A 19,155-nucleotide genomic window follows, 5' to 3' on the forward strand; every position below is an offset into this window, starting at 1 on the left:
GGGTTTTCGCAGGCGATGTGCACGCCGGGCGCATGGCCGGCCTTCGTTCAGGGCTGTCCCGCCAATAAGCAAAAGGCCCGGAAAACCGGGCCTTTTGCTGTTACCTGATGTCGCAAACGGTTACCAGATCACGACCTGCTTGTCGCCCTCGCGGACCATCGGCTGGCCCGGCTTGCACGAGAACGCCGCGGCAAAGGCCGGCAGGTTCGACGGCGCGCCGACCGCACGGAACGTGGCCGGAGCGTGCTCGTCGGTGTTGACGCGCAGCTTCAGCTCGTCGTCGGTGAAGTTGCGGCGCCACACCGTGCCCCAGTTGAGGAAGAAGCGCTGGTCGCGGGTCAGGCCGTCGGACTTCGGATCTTCCTTGCCCTCGGTGGCCTTCTTCATCGCGTCGTAGGCCGTGGCCAGACCGCCCAGGTCGGCGATGTTCTCGCCCAGGGTCAGGTCGCCCTTGACCTTCATGCCCGGCGCCGCCTCGTAGCCGTTGAACTGCTGCACCAGCTTGTCGGTGCGGCCGGAGAAGCTCTTGGCGTCGGCGTCGGTCCACCACACCTCGAAGTTACCGCCCGGTCCGAAGCGGCTGCCCTGGTCGTCGTAGCCGTGGGTCATCTCGTGGCCGATCACCGCGCCGATGCCGCCGTAGTTGGTGGCGTCGTCGGCGTTGGGATCGAAGAACGGCGGCTGCAGGATGGCGGCCGGGAACACGATCTCGTTCTGCAGCGGGTTGTAATAGGCGTTGACCATCTGCGGCGGCATGCCCCATTCGGTGCGGTCGACCGGCTTGCCGATCTTGCCCATCATCCACTTGTAGTTGAACTCGTTGGCGGCCAGCACGTTGCCGATATAGCTGTCGCGGCCGGTGCTCAGGCCGTTCCACTCACGCCACTTGTCCGGGTAGCCGATCTTCGGGGTGAAGGCGGCCCACTTCTCCATCGCCTTCTTCTTGGTGTCGTCGCTCATCCAGGCCAGGTTCTGGATGCGGCCCTTCAGCGATTCGGACAGGTTCTTCACCAGTTCCTGCATGCGCGCCTTCGATTCCGCCGGGAAGGCGACCTTGACGTACATCTGGCCCAACGCTTCGCCGGCCTGCTGTTCGATCGTCGACAGCACGCGCTTGCCGCGCTCCTTCAGCTCCTTCTGACCGCGCATGGTCTTGTTGTAGAAGTTGAAGTTCTCATCGACGAAGGCATCCGACAGATACGGCGAAGCCTGATCGATGGTGTGGAAGCGCAGGTAGCTCTGCCACTGCGCGGCGGGCACGTCGGCCAGCATCTTGCTGACTTCGGCGTGGAAGGCCGGCATCGCCAGCGAGAACATCTTCGGCACTGCAACGCCCTGCGACTCGATGAACTTCGTCCACGGGAAGTTCGGCGCCAGCTTGTCGGCCTCGGCCGGGGTGACCGGGTTGTAGTAAAGCGAGACGTCGCGCTGCAGCGTCTTCTTGTCGACCGAAGCCTTGGCCAGGCGGGTCTCGAACGCGATCACGTCCTTGGCCTGCTTGGCGGCATCGGCAGCCGGGACGCCGCTCAGCTCCAGCACCTTGGCGACGTGCTGCTCGTACGCGGCCAGCTTGTCCTTCTTGTCGGCGTCGAAGTAGTAGGGCTTGTCCGGCAGGCCCAGGCCACCCTGCGAGGCGTAGGCGATGTTGTTCTTGGAATCCTTGAAGTCGGCTTCCGGACCGAAGCCGAACAGGACGTTCTCGCCCTTGGCGGCGCTGGTGCGCAGGTACTCGGCGATCTTCTCCTGGCTGTCGAGCGCGGCAATCGCGTCGAGCTCGGACTGGATCGGCTTGATGCCCTGTTCGTTGATCTTGGCCGCATCCATGCCGGTGGCCCAGAAGTCACCGACGATCTTCTCCACGCCGGCGGCCTTGGTGTCGGCGGCGGCCTGCTCGGCGAGCTGGCGCTGCACGGCGATCGAGCGCTCGTTGAGCATTTCGAACGCGCCCCACGAGGTGCGATCGCCCGGGATCGGGTTGGCGGCGAGCCACTTGCCGTTGACGTAGCCACCGAAGTCGGTGCACGCGTCCTTGGTGGTATCGAGATCGGCGACGGCGAAGCGGTTGACGCCCGGCAGCTTGCTCTCGTCGAGCTTGTAGGCAGTGGCTTCGGCCGGCTTGGCGGCGTCGGCGACCGGTGCGGCCTCCTCCTTCTTGGCGCACGCCGACAGGGCGGCGGCGACGGCAACGGACAGCATCAGGATTTGCGGTTTTTTGAGGCTCACAACGGGCTCCGGCCGGACTGGCGTTAGGGAGATCTGGGACAACCCCGGGTGGGGCATCGGCGGACATTAGCTGTGATCGGGCCCGGGCGGGGGTGTCGAAGGTCACGTTGGGCTCTCTGTCGTCGTGCCGGACCGCGAAAAAGTAGGGGGCAGGACGCCGGTCCATGCTCCGGAGGATGGCGGCGGTGGGGGGCGTCCACCGGTCACGCCATGACCTCCACGCGTGCTACGGTCGGGCCGTTCCACGACGAAGCGCAAAGAGGACGGCCATGCGTGTGCACTTCCATGGAGCGGCGGGCGAGGTCACCGGTTCGCTGCACGAAGTCGATGCGGAGGGACGGCGACTGCTGCTGGACTGCGGCATGATCCAGGGCAGTCCCGAAGCCGAACGGCGCAACTTCGAACCTTTCCCGTTCGAACCGGCCGCGCTGGATGCGCTGATCATCAGCCACGCGCACATCGATCACATCGGCCGCGTGCCGTTGTTGGTCAAGCGCGGGTTTCGCGGGCCGATCTATGCACAGGCGGCGACCGCGGCGCTGATGCCGGTGATGCTGCTCGATGCGGCCTCCATCTCCGAAGGAGAGGCCGAACGCGCCAACCGGCATCGCCGCAATAGTGAGCCCGAGGCGCTGCCGCTGTACACACGCGAGGACGTGCAGGCAGCGATGGAGCAGGTGCAACCGCTGCCCTACGACACGCGGCGTGAGATCTTTCCTGGCGTCGAAATCGCCTTCCGCGAAGCCGGCCACATTCTCGGCTCGGCCAGCGTCGAGTTGTGGACGCATGGCCGCGACAAAGACGGCCGCAAGCTCGTGTTCTCCGGCGACATCGGCCCGAGGGGCACGCCGATCCTGCGCGATCCGGCCAGCATCGACCGCGCCGACCTCGTGCTGATGGAATCGACCTATGGCGACCGCCTGCATCGCGATCGCGCCGATACCATCCGCGAGTTGGGTGGCATCCTCGATGCAGCATGGCGCGATGGCGGCAACGTGTTGATTCCGGCCTTCGCCGTCGGGCGCAGCCAGGAGTTGCTGTACTGGTTCGCGCGGCACTGGGAGGAATGGGGGCTGGCGCGCTGGCGCATCTTCCTGGACAGTCCGATGGCGGCGAAAGTGGTCGACATCTATGACCGCCACGCCGACCTGTTCGACGAGGATGCCAAGCGCGTCTGGCGCGAAAAGCCCAATCCTTTCCGCCTGCCCAACCTGCACGTCACGGCGAGCCGGGAAGAGTCGATGGCGATCAATCGCATCGACAGCGGAGCGATCGTGATAGCCGGCTCCGGCATGGCCAATGCCGGCCGCATCCTGCACCACTTCCGCCATCGCCTGGATCGCCGCAGCACGCATGTGGTGTTCGTCGGGTATCAGGCCGAAGGCACGATCGGACGTCGTCTGGTCGATGGTGCGCGGTGGATCCGCATCCACGGCCGCGACGTGCGCGTCAACGCGCAGCGACACACCGTGGGCGGGCTGTCGGCGCATGCCGACCAACGCGGGTTGATCGATTGGTACGGCGTGATCGCCGGTTCCGGCAACGGCGGTCATCCGCCGCTGGCGTTGGTGCACGGCGAGGACAAGGCACGCGAGGCGCTGGCCGGCGAGATCGGTGAACGTTATGGCGTCACGGCAACGCTGGCGAGGCCGGGGGCGGTGCTGCAGGTGTAGGCTTCATGCGTCCGCAACGACGACGGCTTACGCCCGGCGCACCGCGATCGTTTCCCACACCGCCACGATCATCAGCACCGTCGTCGTCGCCGTGCCGAGCGTCAGCGGCGAGAACGTGTGCGAGTAGGCCAGCGGCGTCAATGCGGCCAACATCGCCAAGCCGGCGCAATGCGAGAATGGCGGCCCGCGGCGGTCGTTGCTCACCCATTTGAACAATGCGTTGCCGGTGATGTAGATCGCCGGGCCGCCCAGGATGGTGGCGATGGCGTCGTTGTCGTGTCCGCTGAAGTGGTTCGGATGTGCCAGAACCAGTTCATCGGCCACGGCGCTGACGATCACGCCCGCGATGATCAGCAGGTGCAGGTAGGTGTAGGCCAGCCGTCCCTGTCGTCCCGGATCGTCCGAGTGGGCAATGCGATGGCTGGCGCGCTCGGCGCCGGTGTCGAAGTAGATCCACCACATCGCCACGCTGCCGAGGAAGGCGACGACGAACGCCGCCATCGTGGCCGTGTTCCATTCCTGCTGGGCGAAGGCGCTGCCAGTGACGAGGATCGACTCGCCCAGCGCAATGATCACGAACAGTGAGCAGCGTTCGGCCAGGTGGCGGCCATCGATGTCCCAGTCGGCGGTGGTGGAACGGCCCAGTCGCGGCACCCAGAAGTACAGCGCCGGCGATATGTATTCCACGGCGACAGCGACGATCCAGCAAGCGGCGCGGGCAGGACCTTCGGCCAGGCCGCCCAGCACCCAGAACACGCCCGAGAGCAGCAGCCACGCCGCGATCCGCAGGAAGCTGAGGTAATGGCTCTGGTGATGGCGGCGCATCACGAAGGCCACGAACAGCGTGCGACCGACCTGCATCGCGGCGAACACCACGCCGAACACCAGTCCACGATCCCCGAAGGCCTGCGGGATCGATGAGGACAGCACCAGCCCGCCCAGCATCAGCGCGAACAGCATCACGCGAACGGGCAGGCGGTCCGGGTCGAGCCAGTTGGTGACCCAGGAGGTGAAGATCCACAGCCACCACACCGCCAGGAACAGCAACAGCGTGCGCAGCGCGCCCGCGGTCGTGAGGTCCTCCAGCAGCGTGTGCGAGAGCTGGGTGACGGCGAACACGAACACCAAGTCGAAGAACAGCTCCACCGGGGCGACGCGGTGGCTGTCTTCGTGGTCGCGCTGGCGTAGCAGGGACGTGGGCACTGCCGATACTCCCGTTGGTCGCGCCGATGGGCCGTTCAGGTAGGCCGATCTTAACCAGAGCCCATCGGGGGGCGGGGGCGAGGGTGGCGGCCGGGGGCGGTTTCGCGTAGAGTCCGCCCCGTTCAGCGCACGGCTGCCTCCCCGCAAGGGGTACGTTTCCCAGGTATGCCCGCCGTAGGCCCCTTAGCGGGGCCGCTCAAAAACGGCTTTTATCCCGCACGTCTTTCGTCGCGCAGACACGGCCCGGAGCTTCCGGCAGCCGTCCAATTCGATTACTCGCAGCGCGGTTCAAGGGAACGCTGGAGTCATCACGCGACCGTATTCGGCGCGTCCACGAACTGTGGACGCCCGTTGGCTCGCGGGCCAAAGGAGTTTCACCACATGACGTTCGAATCCCTCGGGCTTTCGCCCGCGCTGCTGCGCGCGCTGACCGAACAGAACTACGCCACCCCGACGCCGATCCAGGCCGAAGCCATTCCGCTGGCGCTGGCCGGCCACGACCTGCTGGGCGGCGCCCAGACCGGCACCGGCAAGACCGCCGCGTTCGGCCTGCCGCTGCTCAACCGCCTGTCCAAGCAGACCGCCGCCAACGGTTCCCGCCGTCCGCGCGCGCTGATCCTGGTGCCGACCCGCGAGCTGGCGGTGCAGGTCACCGAAAGCATTCGCGGCTACGGCAAGCATCTGCGCATGAACATCAGCGCGATCTACGGCGGCGCCGGCATGGGTCCGCAGGTGGAGATGTTCCGCCGCGGCGTCGATGTGCTCGTCGCCACCCCGGGCCGCCTGATCGACCATATGGAGCGCGGCACCGCCAAGCTCGATTCGATCGAGATCCTGGTGCTGGACGAAGCCGACCGCATGCTCGACATGGGCTTCCTGCCGGCGATGAAGCGCATCCTGGCCAAGCTGCCGCGCGATCGCCAGACGATGCTGTTCTCGGCGACGTTCGAGTCGCAGCTCAAGCAACTGGCGCTGGAGTTCATGCGTGAGCCCAAGCAGGTGCAGGTTGCGGCGCAGAACACCATCGCCGAGACCATCGCCCATCGCGCCCACGTGGTCGATGTCGCGCGCAAGCGCGACCTGCTGGTGGATATCCTCAGCAAGCGCCACACCGATCGCGTGATCGTGTTCGGTCGCACCAAGCACGGTTGCAACCGTCTGGCCGAGCAACTGGAAGAATCCGGCCTGGCTGCGGTGGCGATCCACGGCAACAAGAGCCAGGCCCAGCGCCAGAAAGCACTGCGCGACTTCAAGGCCGGCAAGGCACGCGTGCTGGTCGCCACCGACGTGGCCGCGCGCGGCCTCGACATCCCGGATCTGCCGCTGGTCATCAACTACGACCTGCCGATGGTCGCCGAGGACTACATCCACCGCATCGGCCGTACCGGCCGCAACGGTGCCAGTGGTGAAGCGGTGTCGTTCGTCGCGCCGGAAGAGGGCGGACTGCTGCGCCAGATCCAGCGCATGCTCAAGGCCGACGTGGAGCTCGCGGTGGTGGAAGGTTTCGAGTCGAGCCGTCCGATCCAGCTCAACGCGCCGCTGCCCAAGCCGGGCGGTCGCCAGAACCAGGGTCCGCGCAAGGCCCATCGTCCGCACGGCAAGCCGGCCCCGCGTCACGCGCATGCCGGTCCGAAGCAGCACCGCAGCGGCGGTCAGGGTCGTGGTTCGCGCAGTGGCTTCGGCGGCTGATCGACACCTTGGTGATGCAAAACGAAAGCCCCGGGAGACCGGGGCTTTTTTTGTGGATCGACCGGCGCATCAACGCTGTGCCGAGGGCGCGCTTTTCGTTTCCAAGGACGTTGGCGCCGGATGGCTGGATCCCCGCCTTCGCGGGGATGACGGCTGGAATCCCGTGCGTCCGGAAGCTCAGCGCCGGAAAAGAAGAAGGCCGGCAGTGCCGGCCTTCTTCAGCGTCATGACGAACCGGTTCAGCCCTTCTTCGCTGCAATCCAGCGATCGATCTTGGCTTCCAGCACGGCCAGCGGCACCGCGCCGTCCTTCAGCACTTCGGCGTGGAACTCGCGCACGTCGAACTTCGGCCCCAGTTCCTTCTCGGCCTTGGCACGCAGTTCCTTGATCTTCAGCTCGCCGATCTTGTACGCCAGCGCCTGTCCCGGCCACGCGATGTAGCGCTCGGCCTCGGCGGTGGCCTGGGTATCGCTCTCGGCCGAGTTGTCGCGCATGTACTGGATCACCTGCTCGCGCGTCCAGCTCTTGCTGTGCAGGCCGGTGTCGGTGACCAGGCGGATCGCACGCCACAGTTCGTTCTGCAGGTAACCGAAGTAGTCATACGGATCGGTGTACACGCCCAGCGGCTTGCCCAGCGATTCGGCGTACAGGCCCCAGCCTTCGCTGAAGGCGCTCTCGCCGCCCCAGCGGCGGAACGCCGGCAGGTTCTTCAGCTCGATCTGCAGTGCGATCTGGAAGTGATGGCCCGGGATGGCCTCATGCAGGTACAGGTCCTCGGCGTCCCAGGTCTTGCGCGTGGGCAGGTCGTAGGTGTTGACGTAGAAGATGCCCGGGCGCGAGCCGTCGTCGCTCGGCGGATAGTACTGGCCGCCGGCCGCGGACTTGGCGCGGAACGGCTCGACCGGGCGGATCTCGAACGGCGCCTTCGGGATCAGCGAGAACTGCTCGGGGATCTTCTGGTTGATCTTGGCCTCGAGCGCGCGGTAGTCCTTCAGCAGCGCGTCCTCGCTCTTGAAGTTGAAGCGCGGGTCTTCCTGCATGAACTTGAAGAAGTCCTGCATCGAGCCCTTGAAGCCGACCTGCTCCATGACCTTCTTGATCTCGCCATGGATGCGCGCGACTTCGTCCAGGCCGATCTGGTGGATCTGCGCCGGAGCGAGGTCGGTGGTGGTGCTCTGCTTGGCGTTGAACGCGTACCACGCCGCGCCACCCGGCAGCTTGTCGAGGCCGACGCTGTCGCGGGTCTTGGGCAGGTATTCGTCGTTGATGAAGACACGCAGCTTCTTGTACGCCGGCATCAGCTGCTCGGCGATCAGCTTGCGGTAGGCATCCGTGAGGCGCTGCTTGTCGGCGTCGGAGAAGTCTTTCGGGAAGCTCTTGACCGGGCCCCAGAACAGCGTGTCTTCCGGCTTGTCCTTGATCAGCGCATCCAGCTGCGGGATCACCTTCACCATCAGCGCGCGCGGCTGCACCACGCCGGCCGTGACGCCGTCGCGCATGTTGGCGATGTCGGTGTCGAACAGCACCGGCAGGCGGCCCGCGCGCTTGAGCCAATCGTCGTAGTCCTTGACCGTCTTGAACGGCTGCGCGCCGGTGCCGGAACCGAACTGCACCGCGAGCGTGGCGAGGCTGTCCATCTGGTTCACCGGCAGCTGCCAGGTCGGGTACTGGTAGGACTCCAGCGCCTCCTTGGCATCGTCGACGAAGATCTCGTAGCTCAACAGGTCCTGGCCATCGAGGCCCTGCGGACCGATCGCCTCGATCTTCTTCAGCCAGTCGCTGGTGAAGCGCTTGCTCTCGTCGCGGTACTGCGCCGAGCCGTAATCGGGCAGTTCGGCGTTGTAGCGCGGATCGCCCTGGAACGTGGCCAGGACCGGGTTGAGCTTGAGGTTTTCTTCCCAGTATTCGGCGTAGAGCTTGTTGAGCTGTTCGGCCTTGGCCTTGGCATCGACCGTCGTGGCCTGGGGAGTGGCGGTGCTGGTGGTGTCGGGCGAGGGCGCGCGGTCGCAGGCAGCGAGCGCGGCGGAGACGGCGAGGGCGAGCAGGATGGGGCGGAGCGTCACGGATACCTCCTGGGTGAGACGGTCGGAAGGGCCGATGCTGTCATCGGCCCCGCATGGCGGACTGTAACGCCGCTCAGCCGCGCTTGGCGGCGATCCAGCGGTCGATCTTGCCTTCCAGCACTTCCAGCGGCACCGAGCCGTCCTTCAGCACTTCGGCGTGGAACTCGCGCACGTCGAACTTCGGGCCCAGTTCCTTCTCGGCCCTGGCGCGCAGTTCCTTGATCTTCAGCTCGCCGATCTTGTACGCCAGCGCCTGGCCGGGGATGGCCATGTAGCGTTCGGCTTCTGCGGTGGACTGAGTTTCGCTTTCGGCGGAGTTGGCGAGCATGTACTGGATCACCTGCTCGCGGGTCCAGCCCTTGCTGTGCAGGCCGGTGTCCACGACCAGGCGGATCGCGCGCCACAGCTCGTTCTGCAGGTAGCCGAAGTACGAGTACGGATCGGTATACACCCCCAGGTCCTTGCCCAGCGACTCGGCGTACAGGCCCCAGCCTTCGCTGAAGGCGATCTCGCCGCCGAAGCGGCGGAACATGGGCAGGTTGGTCAGCTCCTGCTGCAGCGCCAGCTGGAAGTGATGGCCCGGGATGGCCTCGTGCAGGTACAGGTCTTCGGCGTCCCAGGTCTTGCGCGTGGGCAGGTCGTAGGTGTTGACGTAGAAGATGCCGGGACGCGAGCCGTCCTCGCTCGGACGCATGTAGGAGCCGCCGGCGGCCGACTGCGCGCGGAACGCCTCGACCGGGCGGATCTCGAACGGCGCCTTCGGGATCAACGAGAACTGCTGCGGGATCCGCTGGTTGATCTTCGCTTCCAGGCCGCGATAGAACGCCAGCAGCGCCGGCTCGTCCTTGAAGCTGAAACGCGGGTCGTTCTGCATGAACTTGAAGAAGTCCTGCATCGAACCCTTGAAGCCGACCTGCTTCATGACGCCGCCGATCTCGCCGTGGATGCGGGCGACTTCGTCCAGGCCGATCTGGTGGATCTGTTCCGGCGTGAGGTTGGTCGTGGTGGTGTTGCGCGTGTTGAACGCATACCACGCCGAACCGTTGGGCAAGGCGCCCAGGCCGGACGTAGTGCGGGCCTGGGCCATGTACTCGTCGGCGACGAAAGTGCGCAGGCGCTTGTAGGCCGGCATCAGCTCGCCTTCGATCATCGCCTTGTACTCGGCGGTCAGGCGCTGCTTGTCGGCGTCGGAGAAGTCTTTCGGGAAGTTCTTGACCGGACCCCAGAACAGCGTCTGGTCGGCGCTGTCCTTGATCAGCGCGTCCAGCTGCGGCACGACCTTGGCCATCAGCGCCTTGGGCTGGACCACGCCGTGCTTCACGCCTTCGCGCGAGTTGGCGATGGCCTGGTCGAAGATCGCCGGGATCTTCGACGCGCGCTTGCGCCAGTTCTCGTAGTCGGCGACGGTCTTGAACGGCTGCGCACCGGTGCCCGAACCCAACTGCACCGCGGTCGAGGCGAAGTTGTAGAACTGGTTGATCGGCTGCTGCCAGGTCGGGAACTGCTCGCTCTCCAGCGACAGCTTCGCGTCGCGCACGAAGATCTGGTAGCTCAGCAGGTCCTGTCCGGTCAGGCCGTCGGAACCGACCGATTCGACCGTCTTCAACCAGCGCGAGTTGAACTCGTGCTCCTTGGCGCGGTAGTCGGCCGAGAGGAAATTGGGCAGCTGGTCGTTGTAGCGGCTGTCACCCTGGAAGGTCGCCTGCAACGGATTCAAGCGCAGCAGTTCTTCCCAGTACTGTGTATACAGCGCGTTGAGCCTGGCCGGCTTGGCCGCCTGCTGGCTGGCCTGCGGTGCATTGGCGGCGAACGCTGGGGCGGTCGCGGAAACGACCGTCAGGGCAATGGCTAGGGCGAGCGGACGCAACGGCATGGAGTTCCCCGGAGAGCGAAAGGCCAAGCATGGCCGACGCTTCCGGGACCGCCCCGGGCCGGAAGTCACGGAAAACGTGACGGCGGTCCGGCCAGGCCGGTTGACGTCAGGCGGCCGCTTCCTCGCGCAGGCGGCGCGCCCGCGCCTCGCCCAGGAACGCGGTGATGCCGCCGCGGACCAGGTAGATCAGCGGGATCATCGCCACCGCGGCGAGCATTTTGTACAGGTAGTTGACCGAACTGACCGCCAGGAACAGCGAGGTCGGCCACTTCTGCGGCCCGAGCACGAAGGCGATGTACAGCACCACGAAGCTGTCGACCAGTTGCGACACCGCGGTCGAACCGGTGGCACGCAGCCACACATGCTTTTCGCCGGTGGCGTTGCGGATGCGGTGGAACACCGCCACGTCGATCAGCTGGCCGAGCATGAAGGCCACCAATGAGCCGGCGATGGTCCACAGGCCCTGCCCGAACACGGCCGAGAACGCGGCCTGGTAGTCGTGCACGCCCTGCGGCCGCGCGGCCTTGACCCACCAGTCCGCCGGCGCCAGCGAGATCGCGGCGAAGGCGAACAGGAATCCATAGACGATCAGCGCCGCCGCCAGCCAGGAGATCAGGCGCACGCCGCGTCGGCCGAAGAACTCGTTGATGACGTCGGTCATCAGGAACACCACCGGCCACAACAACGTGCCTGCGGTGAAGCTGAGCGAGCCGCTTTGCCCGAACAGATTCCATTGCAGCGGCGCGATGCCCAGCGTGTCCTCCAACGCGAAGATCTTCACGCCGATGAACTCCGCGAGCACGGCGTTCACGCAGAAGAACGCGCTTAGCACGATGAACAGCCAGAGCGCCCGGTCATCGAGAGTGCGGGCGTCGAGCGTGCGGGCGGCGGCACTCATGCGGTCGGCGCGGCCGGCGGGGTCGGTGGGGTCGGTGGGGAGAACGGGATGGTGTCCGGAGCGACGGCGCCGCCGGAGATGATGAAGCCCATCGCCTGGTCGACGGTCCAGTCGGTAGGCGTGATCTTCTCCACCGGGACGATTTCCAGGTAACCCGAAGTCGGGTTGGGCGTGGTCGGCACGTACACCGCCGCCAGCTCGCGTCCGGTGCCCTGTTCGCGGATGACGCGCGTGACGAAGCCAATCGACTTCATCTCGGTGTGCGGGAAATCCACCAGCACCACGCGCTGAGTGCCATCGGGCTTGGTTTGCAGGATGTCGAGCAATTGCCGTGCACTGCCGTAGATGGTGTTGGCCAGCGGAATGCGCTGGATCAGCGCTTCGAACCAGCGCAGCATGCGCTGGCCGATGACGCGCCGCGCCATCACGCCCGAGAGCAGGATCACCGCCACCGTCGCCAGCAAGGCCAGCGCGGTCTGCACCCACGGCTGGGTCAGCCAGGACAGCGACGGATCACGGCTGGCCAAGTTTTGCAGCGCCGGGTCGATCAGCGGCCGACTGATGTCCGAGAGCAGGACGAAGACGAACTTGACCACGACCCAGGTCAGCCAGATGGGCAGCAGGGTCAACAGGCCGGTGAGGAACAGGCGTTGCAGGGTGGGTTTGCGCATGGGGGCCGATTGTATAGGCCCCAAGCTCCAGGTGAGTGCGTCGGGGCGTGCCCGATCCGCGCGTTCCTATAGTTCGCGCACCAGGCGGAAACCCACGTCGTCGTAACCGCGCGCGGACGTCAGCGCACGCTGCTGCTCGGACTTGCGCCACGACGAGCCCACGGCTTGGCGCTGCTGGCAGTTGCGGCCACAGTCGCGCAGCCACAGCGAGATATCCCGGCCGCTGACCTCGGCGGCGGCCTTGCGCGCTTCCTCGGCATTGGGAAGACGGTAGCGATGCCCGGTCTGGCGGCTATACCACAGCGCATAGGCCTCGGCGTCCTCGAACGATACGCACACGACCGGTTCGCCATTGCCCTGGGTGAAGCCGGGTGCCTGCCAGCTGCGGGGGGACAGCAATCGCAATACCGAGGCCCGCTCGCGGCACAGTGCGGCCGCGCGGCCGGTGGCGGACGTGAAGCGCTGGTAGTCGCCGCGGGTGACCGGCTTCTGGCTGATCGCGAATGCACCCGTGGAGCCATCGCGCAACACCGCGCCCGCCGGATCGCCAGGAAGCACCTGACCCTTGCGCGGAACGGCCTTCGCGCTGGCGACCATCTTCGCCGCGGTCGCGGTGGGGACATCGAAGTCGGGTGCGAGTGCGGCCACGCGCTGGGCCGACTCGCGGTCGTAGCGCTTCACTGCCTTGTCCATTCGCGCCTGCAACTCGGTCAAGGCCGTCTTGCGCAATGCCTGCTGCTCAGCACTGTTGCCATTGCCGGTCTGCTCGCCGAGCGCGACGGCCGTGGCGAAATAGTCGCGTGCCCGCGTGTCGTTGCCGCTGCGCAGGTTGCGAGCGAGTTCGTCGCCCAGGGCGTTGGTCAGCTCCCCGATCACCCGATGCACTTCCGGATTGGTGCTGTCGGCATGCCAGGCTGCAAGCGCGCTGGAGTAGGCGTTGCCATCCTCCGGGGCGGTCAGTTTGCGTTGCGCGATCTGCCGGCGCGTGTCGTCCAGCGCGCGTTGCAACGGGGCTTCGGGAAGCGGCGCCATCATCGCGTCGGTGGGATCCGGAGCGATCACGGCAGGCGTCGGTGCCGAGGCGTCGACGCGGAAGAAGCTGTCGCTTCCATCGCGGCCCATCAGCCACAAGGAGCCCAAGCCTGCGGCTGCCAGCAGTACCAGGCTGGCCCAGAGCCTCGTAGGCGATTGCGTCAGCGACATCACCCGCTCGCGCGCTGCATCCAGGCGCGGCCAGACGCGGTGCTGCTCGATCGCGGTCAAGGCCTCGCGCATATGCGCGACGCTCTGGAAACGGTTGAGCGGACCCTTGGCCAGCGCGCGGTTCATGAAGCGCTGCCAGTGGCGCAGCGATGCCGGAAGTTTCGGGATCGGGTCCTGGGCGTGCATCACCGCCATCGAGAGCGCATCGCCGGCCTGGTAGGGCAGGTGTCCGGTGAGCATCTCCCAGGTCAGTACGCCCAGGCTGTAGAGATCGGCGCGTCCATCGACGTCCTCGCCACGCGCCTGCTCGGGTGCCATGTAGGCGGTGCTGCCGATGGCCAGGCCGGCTGCGGTCACGCGCGGGCCGAAGCCGCGGCGCAGTGCGATGCCGAAGTCGGCAAGCAACGGCCTGCCGCTGTCGTCGAACAGCACGTTCTCGGCTTTCACGTCGCGATGGATGACGCCGCAACTGTGCGCGTATTCGATCGCCGATAGCAGCGCGCGCAGGATGTCGATGACGCGTGCCTCGTCGGTCACGCCGTTCTTGCCGATGAAGCTGCGCTGGCCTAGGTGGCCGCGCGCCAGGTGCGGCATCGAGTAATAGGGCAGGCCGTCGCCGGTGCGACCGACTTCGTAGATGCTGACGATGTGCGGGTGTTCGAGTCGCGCGATGGTGCGCGCCTCGTTCTCGAAGCGGCGTCGACTCACTTCATCCGACAACGCCTGCGCCTGCATCACCTTGATCGCGACCTCGCGCGACAGCGCGAGCTGCTGGCCGAGGTACACCGTCGACATGCCGCCGTGGTTCAACACGCGCAGCACCCTGTAACCGGCGATATCCGGCAAGGGCGGTGCGTGGCGGTCGTTGTTCGATACGGTGGTTGACATCGCCGCCCCCCGAAGCGGATACGTCAAAAATCAAACAATACGCCCATCGCGTCAAGGACTCGACAACGCCGCTCACGCTCCTGCGATTTCCGAGGTGACGCCCTGCGTCACTTGTGGTTGCGATGGGTGGGTTTACGACGCACGTAGAGCTGTTTTCGCACCCGCGCCACCACATCGCCTTCACGGTCGATCACCTCGGTGTCGAACCAGCGCAGGACTTTCTCGCCGCCGGCGGCGTCCCGGCGCAACTGGTCGAGCGTGGGCTCATCCAGCCGGAACTGGGCATGCACGCGGCCGCGACCAGGCTTGACGAACTCGATCGTGCCGGCCTTGTCCCACACGTAGTAGTCGCGCCCCATCGCCTTCATCGTCAGCAGCATCCAGAACGGATCGGTCATCGCGAACAGGCTGCCGCCGAAGTGCGTGCCGACGTAGTTGCGGTTCCAGGGGCGCATGCGCAGTTCGACGCGCGCATGGCGGTAGTCGTCGGCGATGTCGGTGACATGGACGCCGGCAAAGGAGAATGGCGGCCACAGGTTCAGGATGTGGCGCAGGAAGCGGGCTTTCATTCGCGATGCAGGGGCAAGAGGGGGTTCTCAATCTTGCCATACGCATGCGTATTGCTGAAGCCGGCACTGCGTCCGGTGTTCGCTCAGAACAGCAGCGAGGCCATCCGGCGACGGTAGCGACCGACCAGGTCCTCATCCTCGACGATCCGGAAGGCGTCGATCAGCGCCTTGCGCGGCAGGCCATCGGAATAGCTCCGGTCGCGACGCAGCATCTCCAGGAACTGCTCGAGCCCCGCTTCGGATTCGCCAGCGACCAGGCGCTGCACGCCCAGCAGGTGGCGCGCGCGCAGGTCATCCGGATTGCCGGCGATCGCCGCTTCCAGCACCTCGCTCGACGGCGCGTCCTTCAACAGGGCGGCAAAACCCAGGCGTGCACGTGCGCGTTGCGTGCGCTCGTCGGTGGCGAGGTTGGCCGGCAAAGCATCGAGCAGCTGCTCGGCTTCGTGCGCGGCGCCGGTACGCAGCAGGGCCAGGGCGAGATCGAGCTTGAGCTCGTCCTTGTCCGGCTGGGCCGCCACCTCGCCGCGCAGGCGCACGACTTCGGCGTGCGGATCGAGTGGCGGCGCGGCTTCGGCAGTGGTGTCGTCCGCCGCTTCGGCCGCTTCCGCGGGCTCGATGCCGTGGTGCGTCAGGAACTCGCGCAACTGGCCTTCCGGCAGCGCGCCGGGGAAGCCATCGACCAGCTGCCCGCCCTTGACCAGGAACACGGTCGGAATCGAGCGCACCTGGAAGGCGCCAGCCAGTTGCTGTTCCTTGTCGACGTCGACCTTGGCCAGTTCGAACGCGCCGTGATATTCGCCGGCGAGTTTTTCCAGAATCGGCCCCAGCGTCTTGCACGGACCACACCATTCGGCCCAGAAGTCGACCAGCACCGGCGTCTGCATCGATTTCTGCAGTACTTCGGTCTCGAAGTTGTCGGCGGTGGCGTCGAAAACGTGGGGCAGGGCGGTGTCGGCGGTCATCGGTACTGGCTCGTGTAGCGTTGTCGCAGGTATGGGGGCGGCACCGCGGGCAGGCAAGGCGTGCATCGGACGGGTGCCGGAAGGTTGCGCACGCTAGCATGGCGGCATGACCCGCATCCTTTCCCGCCATGACAGCCACCTGGGCGTGCTGGCGGCGACCTGCAGCATCCTCGCCGTGATCGGTTTCGGCGTGGCGCTGGACGGCTACTCCCACGTGGTGCATCCACTGGCGTTGCTCGGCGCCCGTGGCGTTCCGGGCGCAACCGCATTCAACCTGCTCGGGTTCGTCGCGCCGGGACTGCTCGCCGCCGCGGTGGCGCTGCGCATGCGCACGCGCCTGCCGAAGCAGGGTGGCTGGGCCGGCGGCATCGGCGCCGCGCTGCTGCTGCTGTCGGCGTTGGCATTTGCGGCGCAGGGGCTGCTGCCGCTGGATCCCCATGACCTCGACGGCCCGGTCAGCCAGTGGCATGCGACCTGCTGGACGCTGTGGTGGATTGCATTCCTGCCCGGCACGGCCCTGCTCGCGCTGGGACTGCGGCGTAGCGACGGCTGGCGAGGCTTGGCGCGGTTGGCCGCGGTCGCCGCGGTGGGCGGACTGGTGCTGACGGTGGTGTCCGGCGTGCTGGTGCCGGGCCCGATCGCACAGCGCCTGCTGCTGGCGCTGTGGTGGTGCGTGATAGTCGTGGCGTCGCGATCGCGCTGATCGCGACGCCGGTTGACGGCCCTCAGCCCTGCGCGGGCTGGCGATACACCACGCCGTCCTTCATCACGAAGTCGACTTTCATCACCGCGCCGATGTCGTCGACAGGATTGCCGGGCATGGCGACGATGTCGGCGCGCTTGCCTGCTTCGATGACGCCCTGGTCGTCGACGCCCAGCACTTCGGCGGCACGGATCGTCGCCGACTGCAGCGCCACGGTCGCGGGCATGCCGGCTTCGACCATGTAGATGAATTCGTGCGCGTTTTCTCCGTGCGGACCCACGCCCATGTCGGTGCCGAAGGCGATCTTCACGCCGTTCTTGTAGGCGCGCGCGGCGGTGTCCTGGATCAGCGCGCCGATCCGGACCGCCTTCGGGCGCACCACTTCGGGGAAGTAGCCATCGATCTTGGCCTTGTCGGCGACGAAGCGCCCGGCGGAGATGGTCGGCACGTACCACGTGCCCTTCTGCTTCATCAGCGACATGGTGTCCGGGCTCATGTAGGTGCCGTGCTCGATCGAGGTGACACCGCCGAGCACCGCGCGGCGGATGCCTTCGTCGCCGTGCGCATGCGCGGCTACCTTGTAGCCGTAATCCTTGGCGGTATCGACGATGGCCTTGACCTCATCGACCGTGAACTGTGGCGCGTCGCCGGATTTGGCGTAGGACAGCACGCCGCCGGTCGCGGTGATCTTGATCAGGTCGGCGCCGTCCTTGTAGTGCTGGCGCACGGCCTGGCGCGCCTCGTCGACGGAATTGACCACGCCTTCGGTGGGGCCGGGCGGACCGACCAGGTGCGCGAGCGCGTCGTTGTAGCCGTTGGTGGGATCGCCGTGTCCGCCCGTGGTGGAGATGATGCTGCCGGCGGCCCAGATGCGCGGTCCATCGACCAGTCCCTGGTTAATGGCATCGCGCAGGTGCAGCGATACCTCGCCACCGAGGTCGCGCACGCTGGTGAATCCGGCGAGCAGGGTCTTCTTCGCGTAGCCGACCGAGCGGAACGCGAAGTCGGTGTCGTCGAGGCGGAAGCCTTCCGAGTAGCTCTGCTGACTGGACTGGCTGCCCAGGTGCACGTGCAGATCGGTCCAGCCGGGCGAGCAGGTGTGGCCGGACAGATCGATGACCTGAGCGTCGGCGACGCTGGCGCGGCCGGGCAACACTTCCGCGACCTTGCCATCGCGTACGACCACCGTGCGAGCGTCGAGCAGCTTGCCGCTGCGGGCATCGAAGAACTGGCCGCAGTGCAGGGCGCGGACGGGTTCGGCGGCATGGGTGGCCAGGCTGGCCGTTGCGGCGGCCAGCGCCAGTGCGACAGTCTTCAACACGGATCATCTCCCCAGATGGATGATCCGATTGAAACACATGGCGATCGGCCGCAAGCGCGCAGTGGGATCACGACAGCATCGGCAAAGCTTCCGTGGCGGCCTGGAAACCTTGGCTTGCGTCAGCGGGCAATGACGCGGATCGCCACTTCGCGTCCGAGCAGGCACGCGCCGACCACTTCCCAGTCCAGGTGCTGTGCAGCGGCAAACTCGGAGAAAGCTTTGAGTTCGTGGTCGGCATAGCCCGGATACGCCAGCAGATCGTCGAACACGAGCACGCTTCCGGCCAACAGTCTGGGTTCCGCCGCCTGCAGCACCGTCCGGGTGGAGCTGTAGAGATCGCAGTCCACATGCAACAACCGGACCGCGCCGGGTTGGCTGGCGAAGAAACCGGGCAGGGTGTCCTCGAACCACCCGGCATGCAGGTGCACGTTGTCGCCTGCGCGCGGCAGCCGTCCGGCCGTGCTGTAGGCCCCGGCCCCTTCATGGGCGCTCCACGCTTCGGGGAGCCCCTGGAAGCTGTCGAAACCGTGCACCGGGCCCGGCGTGGAGCGGGCGATCAGTCGCAGCGAGCGTCCGAAATAGACGCCGCATTCGAGCGTGATGCCCTCGGCAGGCGCCAGCGCGAGCGCCCGTTCCAGCACGCGGGCAGGCAGGCCGATGTGCACATCGGGCGCACAACGTTGTTGCATGACCCAGCGCAGGCTTTCGATGCGGGCCTGGTGGCGCGGATCATCGCCTTCGGCCTGGGGCAGACGCCCCGACTGGATGGCGGCGATGGCCTGGTCGAACTCCCCGCACAGGCCCCGGCCCAGGTGGGGCTGCAGCAGCGAGCGCGCCGCATCCAGATCGTCCGGCACCTGGTCGAGCGCGGCGTGCAGCGCCACGTCGGGATCGTTTCCATGCAACTGCAGTGCCAACGCCATCGCAGCCGATTCGAGCGAGCGCTGCCCCAGCATCGACGCGGCGCGCAGCAAAGCCACGTGGGCATCGCCGGATTGCAGGTTGCGGTCGCGGGCCAGGATGAAATGTCCGAGGGCTTGCTCGTAATCCCCGCACATCCATTCCCCTCGCGCCAGCGCCAAGGCCGTATCGGCGGAGTTTTCCGCGGCATGGCGCTCCGCCAGGCCGCCCAGCCATTGGCGCCGGGCCTGGTCCAGTTGCTCGGCAGAACGTGACAAAGCGGCTCCGAGGTGGGTTTGTGAGGGCGCCATGGTAC

14 protein-coding genes are annotated in these 19,155 nt (G+C 66.6%); 3 read left to right on the plus strand and 11 right to left on the minus strand.

Translation table 11 applies throughout. The annotated features are described in order from the left end of the window. Positions 1-120: 120 nt before the first annotated feature. Positions 121-2,199, minus strand: a complete 2,079-nt coding sequence (locus J2X06_RS05820) for a M13 family metallopeptidase (RefSeq protein ID WP_310061276.1) — start codon at positions 2,197-2,199, stop codon at positions 121-123. A gap of 293 nt (positions 2,200-2,492) precedes the next feature. Between J2X06_RS05820 and J2X06_RS05825 the strand changes: the two genes are divergently transcribed. Then, positions 2,493-3,896: an MBL fold metallo-hydrolase gene (locus J2X06_RS05825; protein ID WP_310059509.1), complete on the plus strand. Its 1,404-nt coding sequence runs from the start codon at positions 2,493-2,495 to the stop codon at positions 3,894-3,896. A gap of 27 nt (positions 3,897-3,923) precedes the next feature. Here J2X06_RS05825 and J2X06_RS05830 read toward each other — a convergent pair whose 3' ends face one another. Continuing rightward, positions 3,924-5,099, minus strand: a complete 1,176-nt coding sequence (locus J2X06_RS05830) for a low temperature requirement protein A (RefSeq protein WP_310059512.1) — start codon at positions 5,097-5,099, stop codon at positions 3,924-3,926. 381 nt (positions 5,100-5,480) lie between these two features. Here J2X06_RS05830 and J2X06_RS05835 point away from each other — a divergent pair, with 381 nt between their 5' ends. Beyond that, positions 5,481-6,788 (plus strand): DEAD/DEAH box helicase, encoded by a 1,308-nt coding sequence (locus J2X06_RS05835; protein WP_310059515.1) that lies wholly within the window; start codon positions 5,481-5,483, stop codon positions 6,786-6,788. Between the two features lie 239 nt (positions 6,789-7,027). Here the strand turns inward: J2X06_RS05835 and J2X06_RS05840 are convergent, their stop codons facing one another. The 7 genes from J2X06_RS05840 to trxA form a co-directional block, all read right to left on the minus strand. After that, positions 7,028-8,851 carry a DUF885 domain-containing protein gene (locus J2X06_RS05840; protein ID WP_310059517.1) on the minus strand — a complete coding sequence of 608 codons (1,824 nt, stop codon included), beginning with the start codon at positions 8,849-8,851 and terminating at the stop codon, positions 7,028-7,030. Positions 8,852-8,924: 73 nt separating this feature from the next. Continuing rightward, entirely contained in the window at positions 8,925-10,724 is a 1,800-nt protein-coding gene (locus J2X06_RS05845; protein WP_310059519.1) for a DUF885 domain-containing protein, read from the minus strand. 106 nt (positions 10,725-10,830) lie between these two features. Continuing rightward, positions 10,831-11,622 carry a queuosine precursor transporter gene (locus J2X06_RS05850; RefSeq protein ID WP_310059522.1) on the minus strand — a complete coding sequence of 264 codons (792 nt, stop codon included), beginning with the start codon at positions 11,620-11,622 and terminating at the stop codon, positions 10,831-10,833. Continuing rightward, the gene (locus J2X06_RS05855) at positions 11,619-12,293 is read right to left on the minus strand and encodes a DUF502 domain-containing protein (protein ID WP_310059524.1); all 675 of its coding nucleotides are present in this window, start codon (positions 12,291-12,293) and stop codon (positions 11,619-11,621) included. The genes J2X06_RS05850 and J2X06_RS05855 overlap by 4 nt, the downstream gene beginning before the upstream one ends. Positions 12,294-12,359: 66 nt before the next feature. Continuing rightward, the gene (locus J2X06_RS05860; RefSeq protein WP_310059527.1) at positions 12,360-14,384 is read right to left on the minus strand and encodes a bifunctional serine/threonine-protein kinase/formylglycine-generating enzyme family protein; all 2,025 of its coding nucleotides are present in this window, start codon (positions 14,382-14,384) and stop codon (positions 12,360-12,362) included. 107 nt (positions 14,385-14,491) lie between these two features. After that, positions 14,492-14,953, minus strand: a complete 462-nt coding sequence (locus J2X06_RS05865) for a DUF4442 domain-containing protein (protein ID WP_310059530.1) — start codon at positions 14,951-14,953, stop codon at positions 14,492-14,494. Between the two features lie 83 nt (positions 14,954-15,036). Further along, positions 15,037-15,915, minus strand: a complete 879-nt coding sequence (trxA, locus tag J2X06_RS05870) for a thioredoxin (RefSeq protein WP_310059533.1) — start codon at positions 15,913-15,915, stop codon at positions 15,037-15,039. Between the two features lie 106 nt (positions 15,916-16,021). Here trxA and J2X06_RS05875 point away from each other — a divergent pair, with 106 nt between their 5' ends. Then, a complete protein-coding gene (locus J2X06_RS05875; RefSeq protein ID WP_310059535.1) occupies positions 16,022-16,618 on the plus strand; it encodes a DUF998 domain-containing protein in 597 nt (198 codons plus the stop codon). 22 nt (positions 16,619-16,640) lie between these two features. Here the strand turns inward: J2X06_RS05875 and J2X06_RS05880 are convergent, their stop codons facing one another. Further along, complete coding sequence (locus J2X06_RS05880; protein ID WP_310059537.1) at positions 16,641-17,939, minus strand: metal-dependent hydrolase family protein; 1,299 nt, start codon at positions 17,937-17,939, stop codon at positions 16,641-16,643. A gap of 119 nt (positions 17,940-18,058) precedes the next feature. Continuing rightward, entirely contained in the window at positions 18,059-19,117 is a 1,059-nt protein-coding gene (locus J2X06_RS05885; protein WP_310059540.1) for a class I SAM-dependent methyltransferase, read from the minus strand. Positions 19,118-19,155: the final 38 nt, after the last annotated feature.

It is taken from the genome of Lysobacter niastensis (assembly GCF_031457115.1).
GTDB classification, from domain to species: domain Bacteria; phylum Pseudomonadota; class Gammaproteobacteria; order Xanthomonadales; family Xanthomonadaceae; genus Lysobacter_J; species Lysobacter_J niastensis_A.

Excerpts from the sequence above, each read along its gene's own strand:
- J2X06_RS05860 (WP_310059527.1), bottom strand. The coding sequence starts at position 14,384 with ATGTCAACCACCGTATCGAACAACGACCGCCACGCACCGCCCTTGCCG.
- J2X06_RS05875 (WP_310059535.1), top strand. The coding sequence starts at position 16,022 with ATGACCCGCATCCTTTCCCGCCATGACAGCCACCTGGGCGTGCTGGCG.
- J2X06_RS05835 (WP_310059515.1), top strand. The coding sequence starts at position 5,481 with ATGACGTTCGAATCCCTCGGGCTTTCGCCCGCGCTGCTGCGCGCGCTG.
- J2X06_RS05825 (WP_310059509.1), top strand. The coding sequence starts at position 2,493 with ATGCGTGTGCACTTCCATGGAGCGGCGGGCGAGGTCACCGGTTCGCTG.
- J2X06_RS05845 (WP_310059519.1), bottom strand. The coding sequence starts at position 10,724 with ATGCCGTTGCGTCCGCTCGCCCTAGCCATTGCCCTGACGGTCGTTTCC.
- trxA (WP_310059533.1), bottom strand. The coding sequence starts at position 15,915 with ATGACCGCCGACACCGCCCTGCCCCACGTTTTCGACGCCACCGCCGAC.
- J2X06_RS05865 (WP_310059530.1), bottom strand. The coding sequence starts at position 14,953 with ATGAAAGCCCGCTTCCTGCGCCACATCCTGAACCTGTGGCCGCCATTC.
- J2X06_RS05855 (WP_310059524.1), bottom strand. The coding sequence starts at position 12,293 with ATGCGCAAACCCACCCTGCAACGCCTGTTCCTCACCGGCCTGTTGACC.
- J2X06_RS05850 (WP_310059522.1), bottom strand. The coding sequence starts at position 11,622 with ATGAGTGCCGCCGCCCGCACGCTCGACGCCCGCACTCTCGATGACCGG.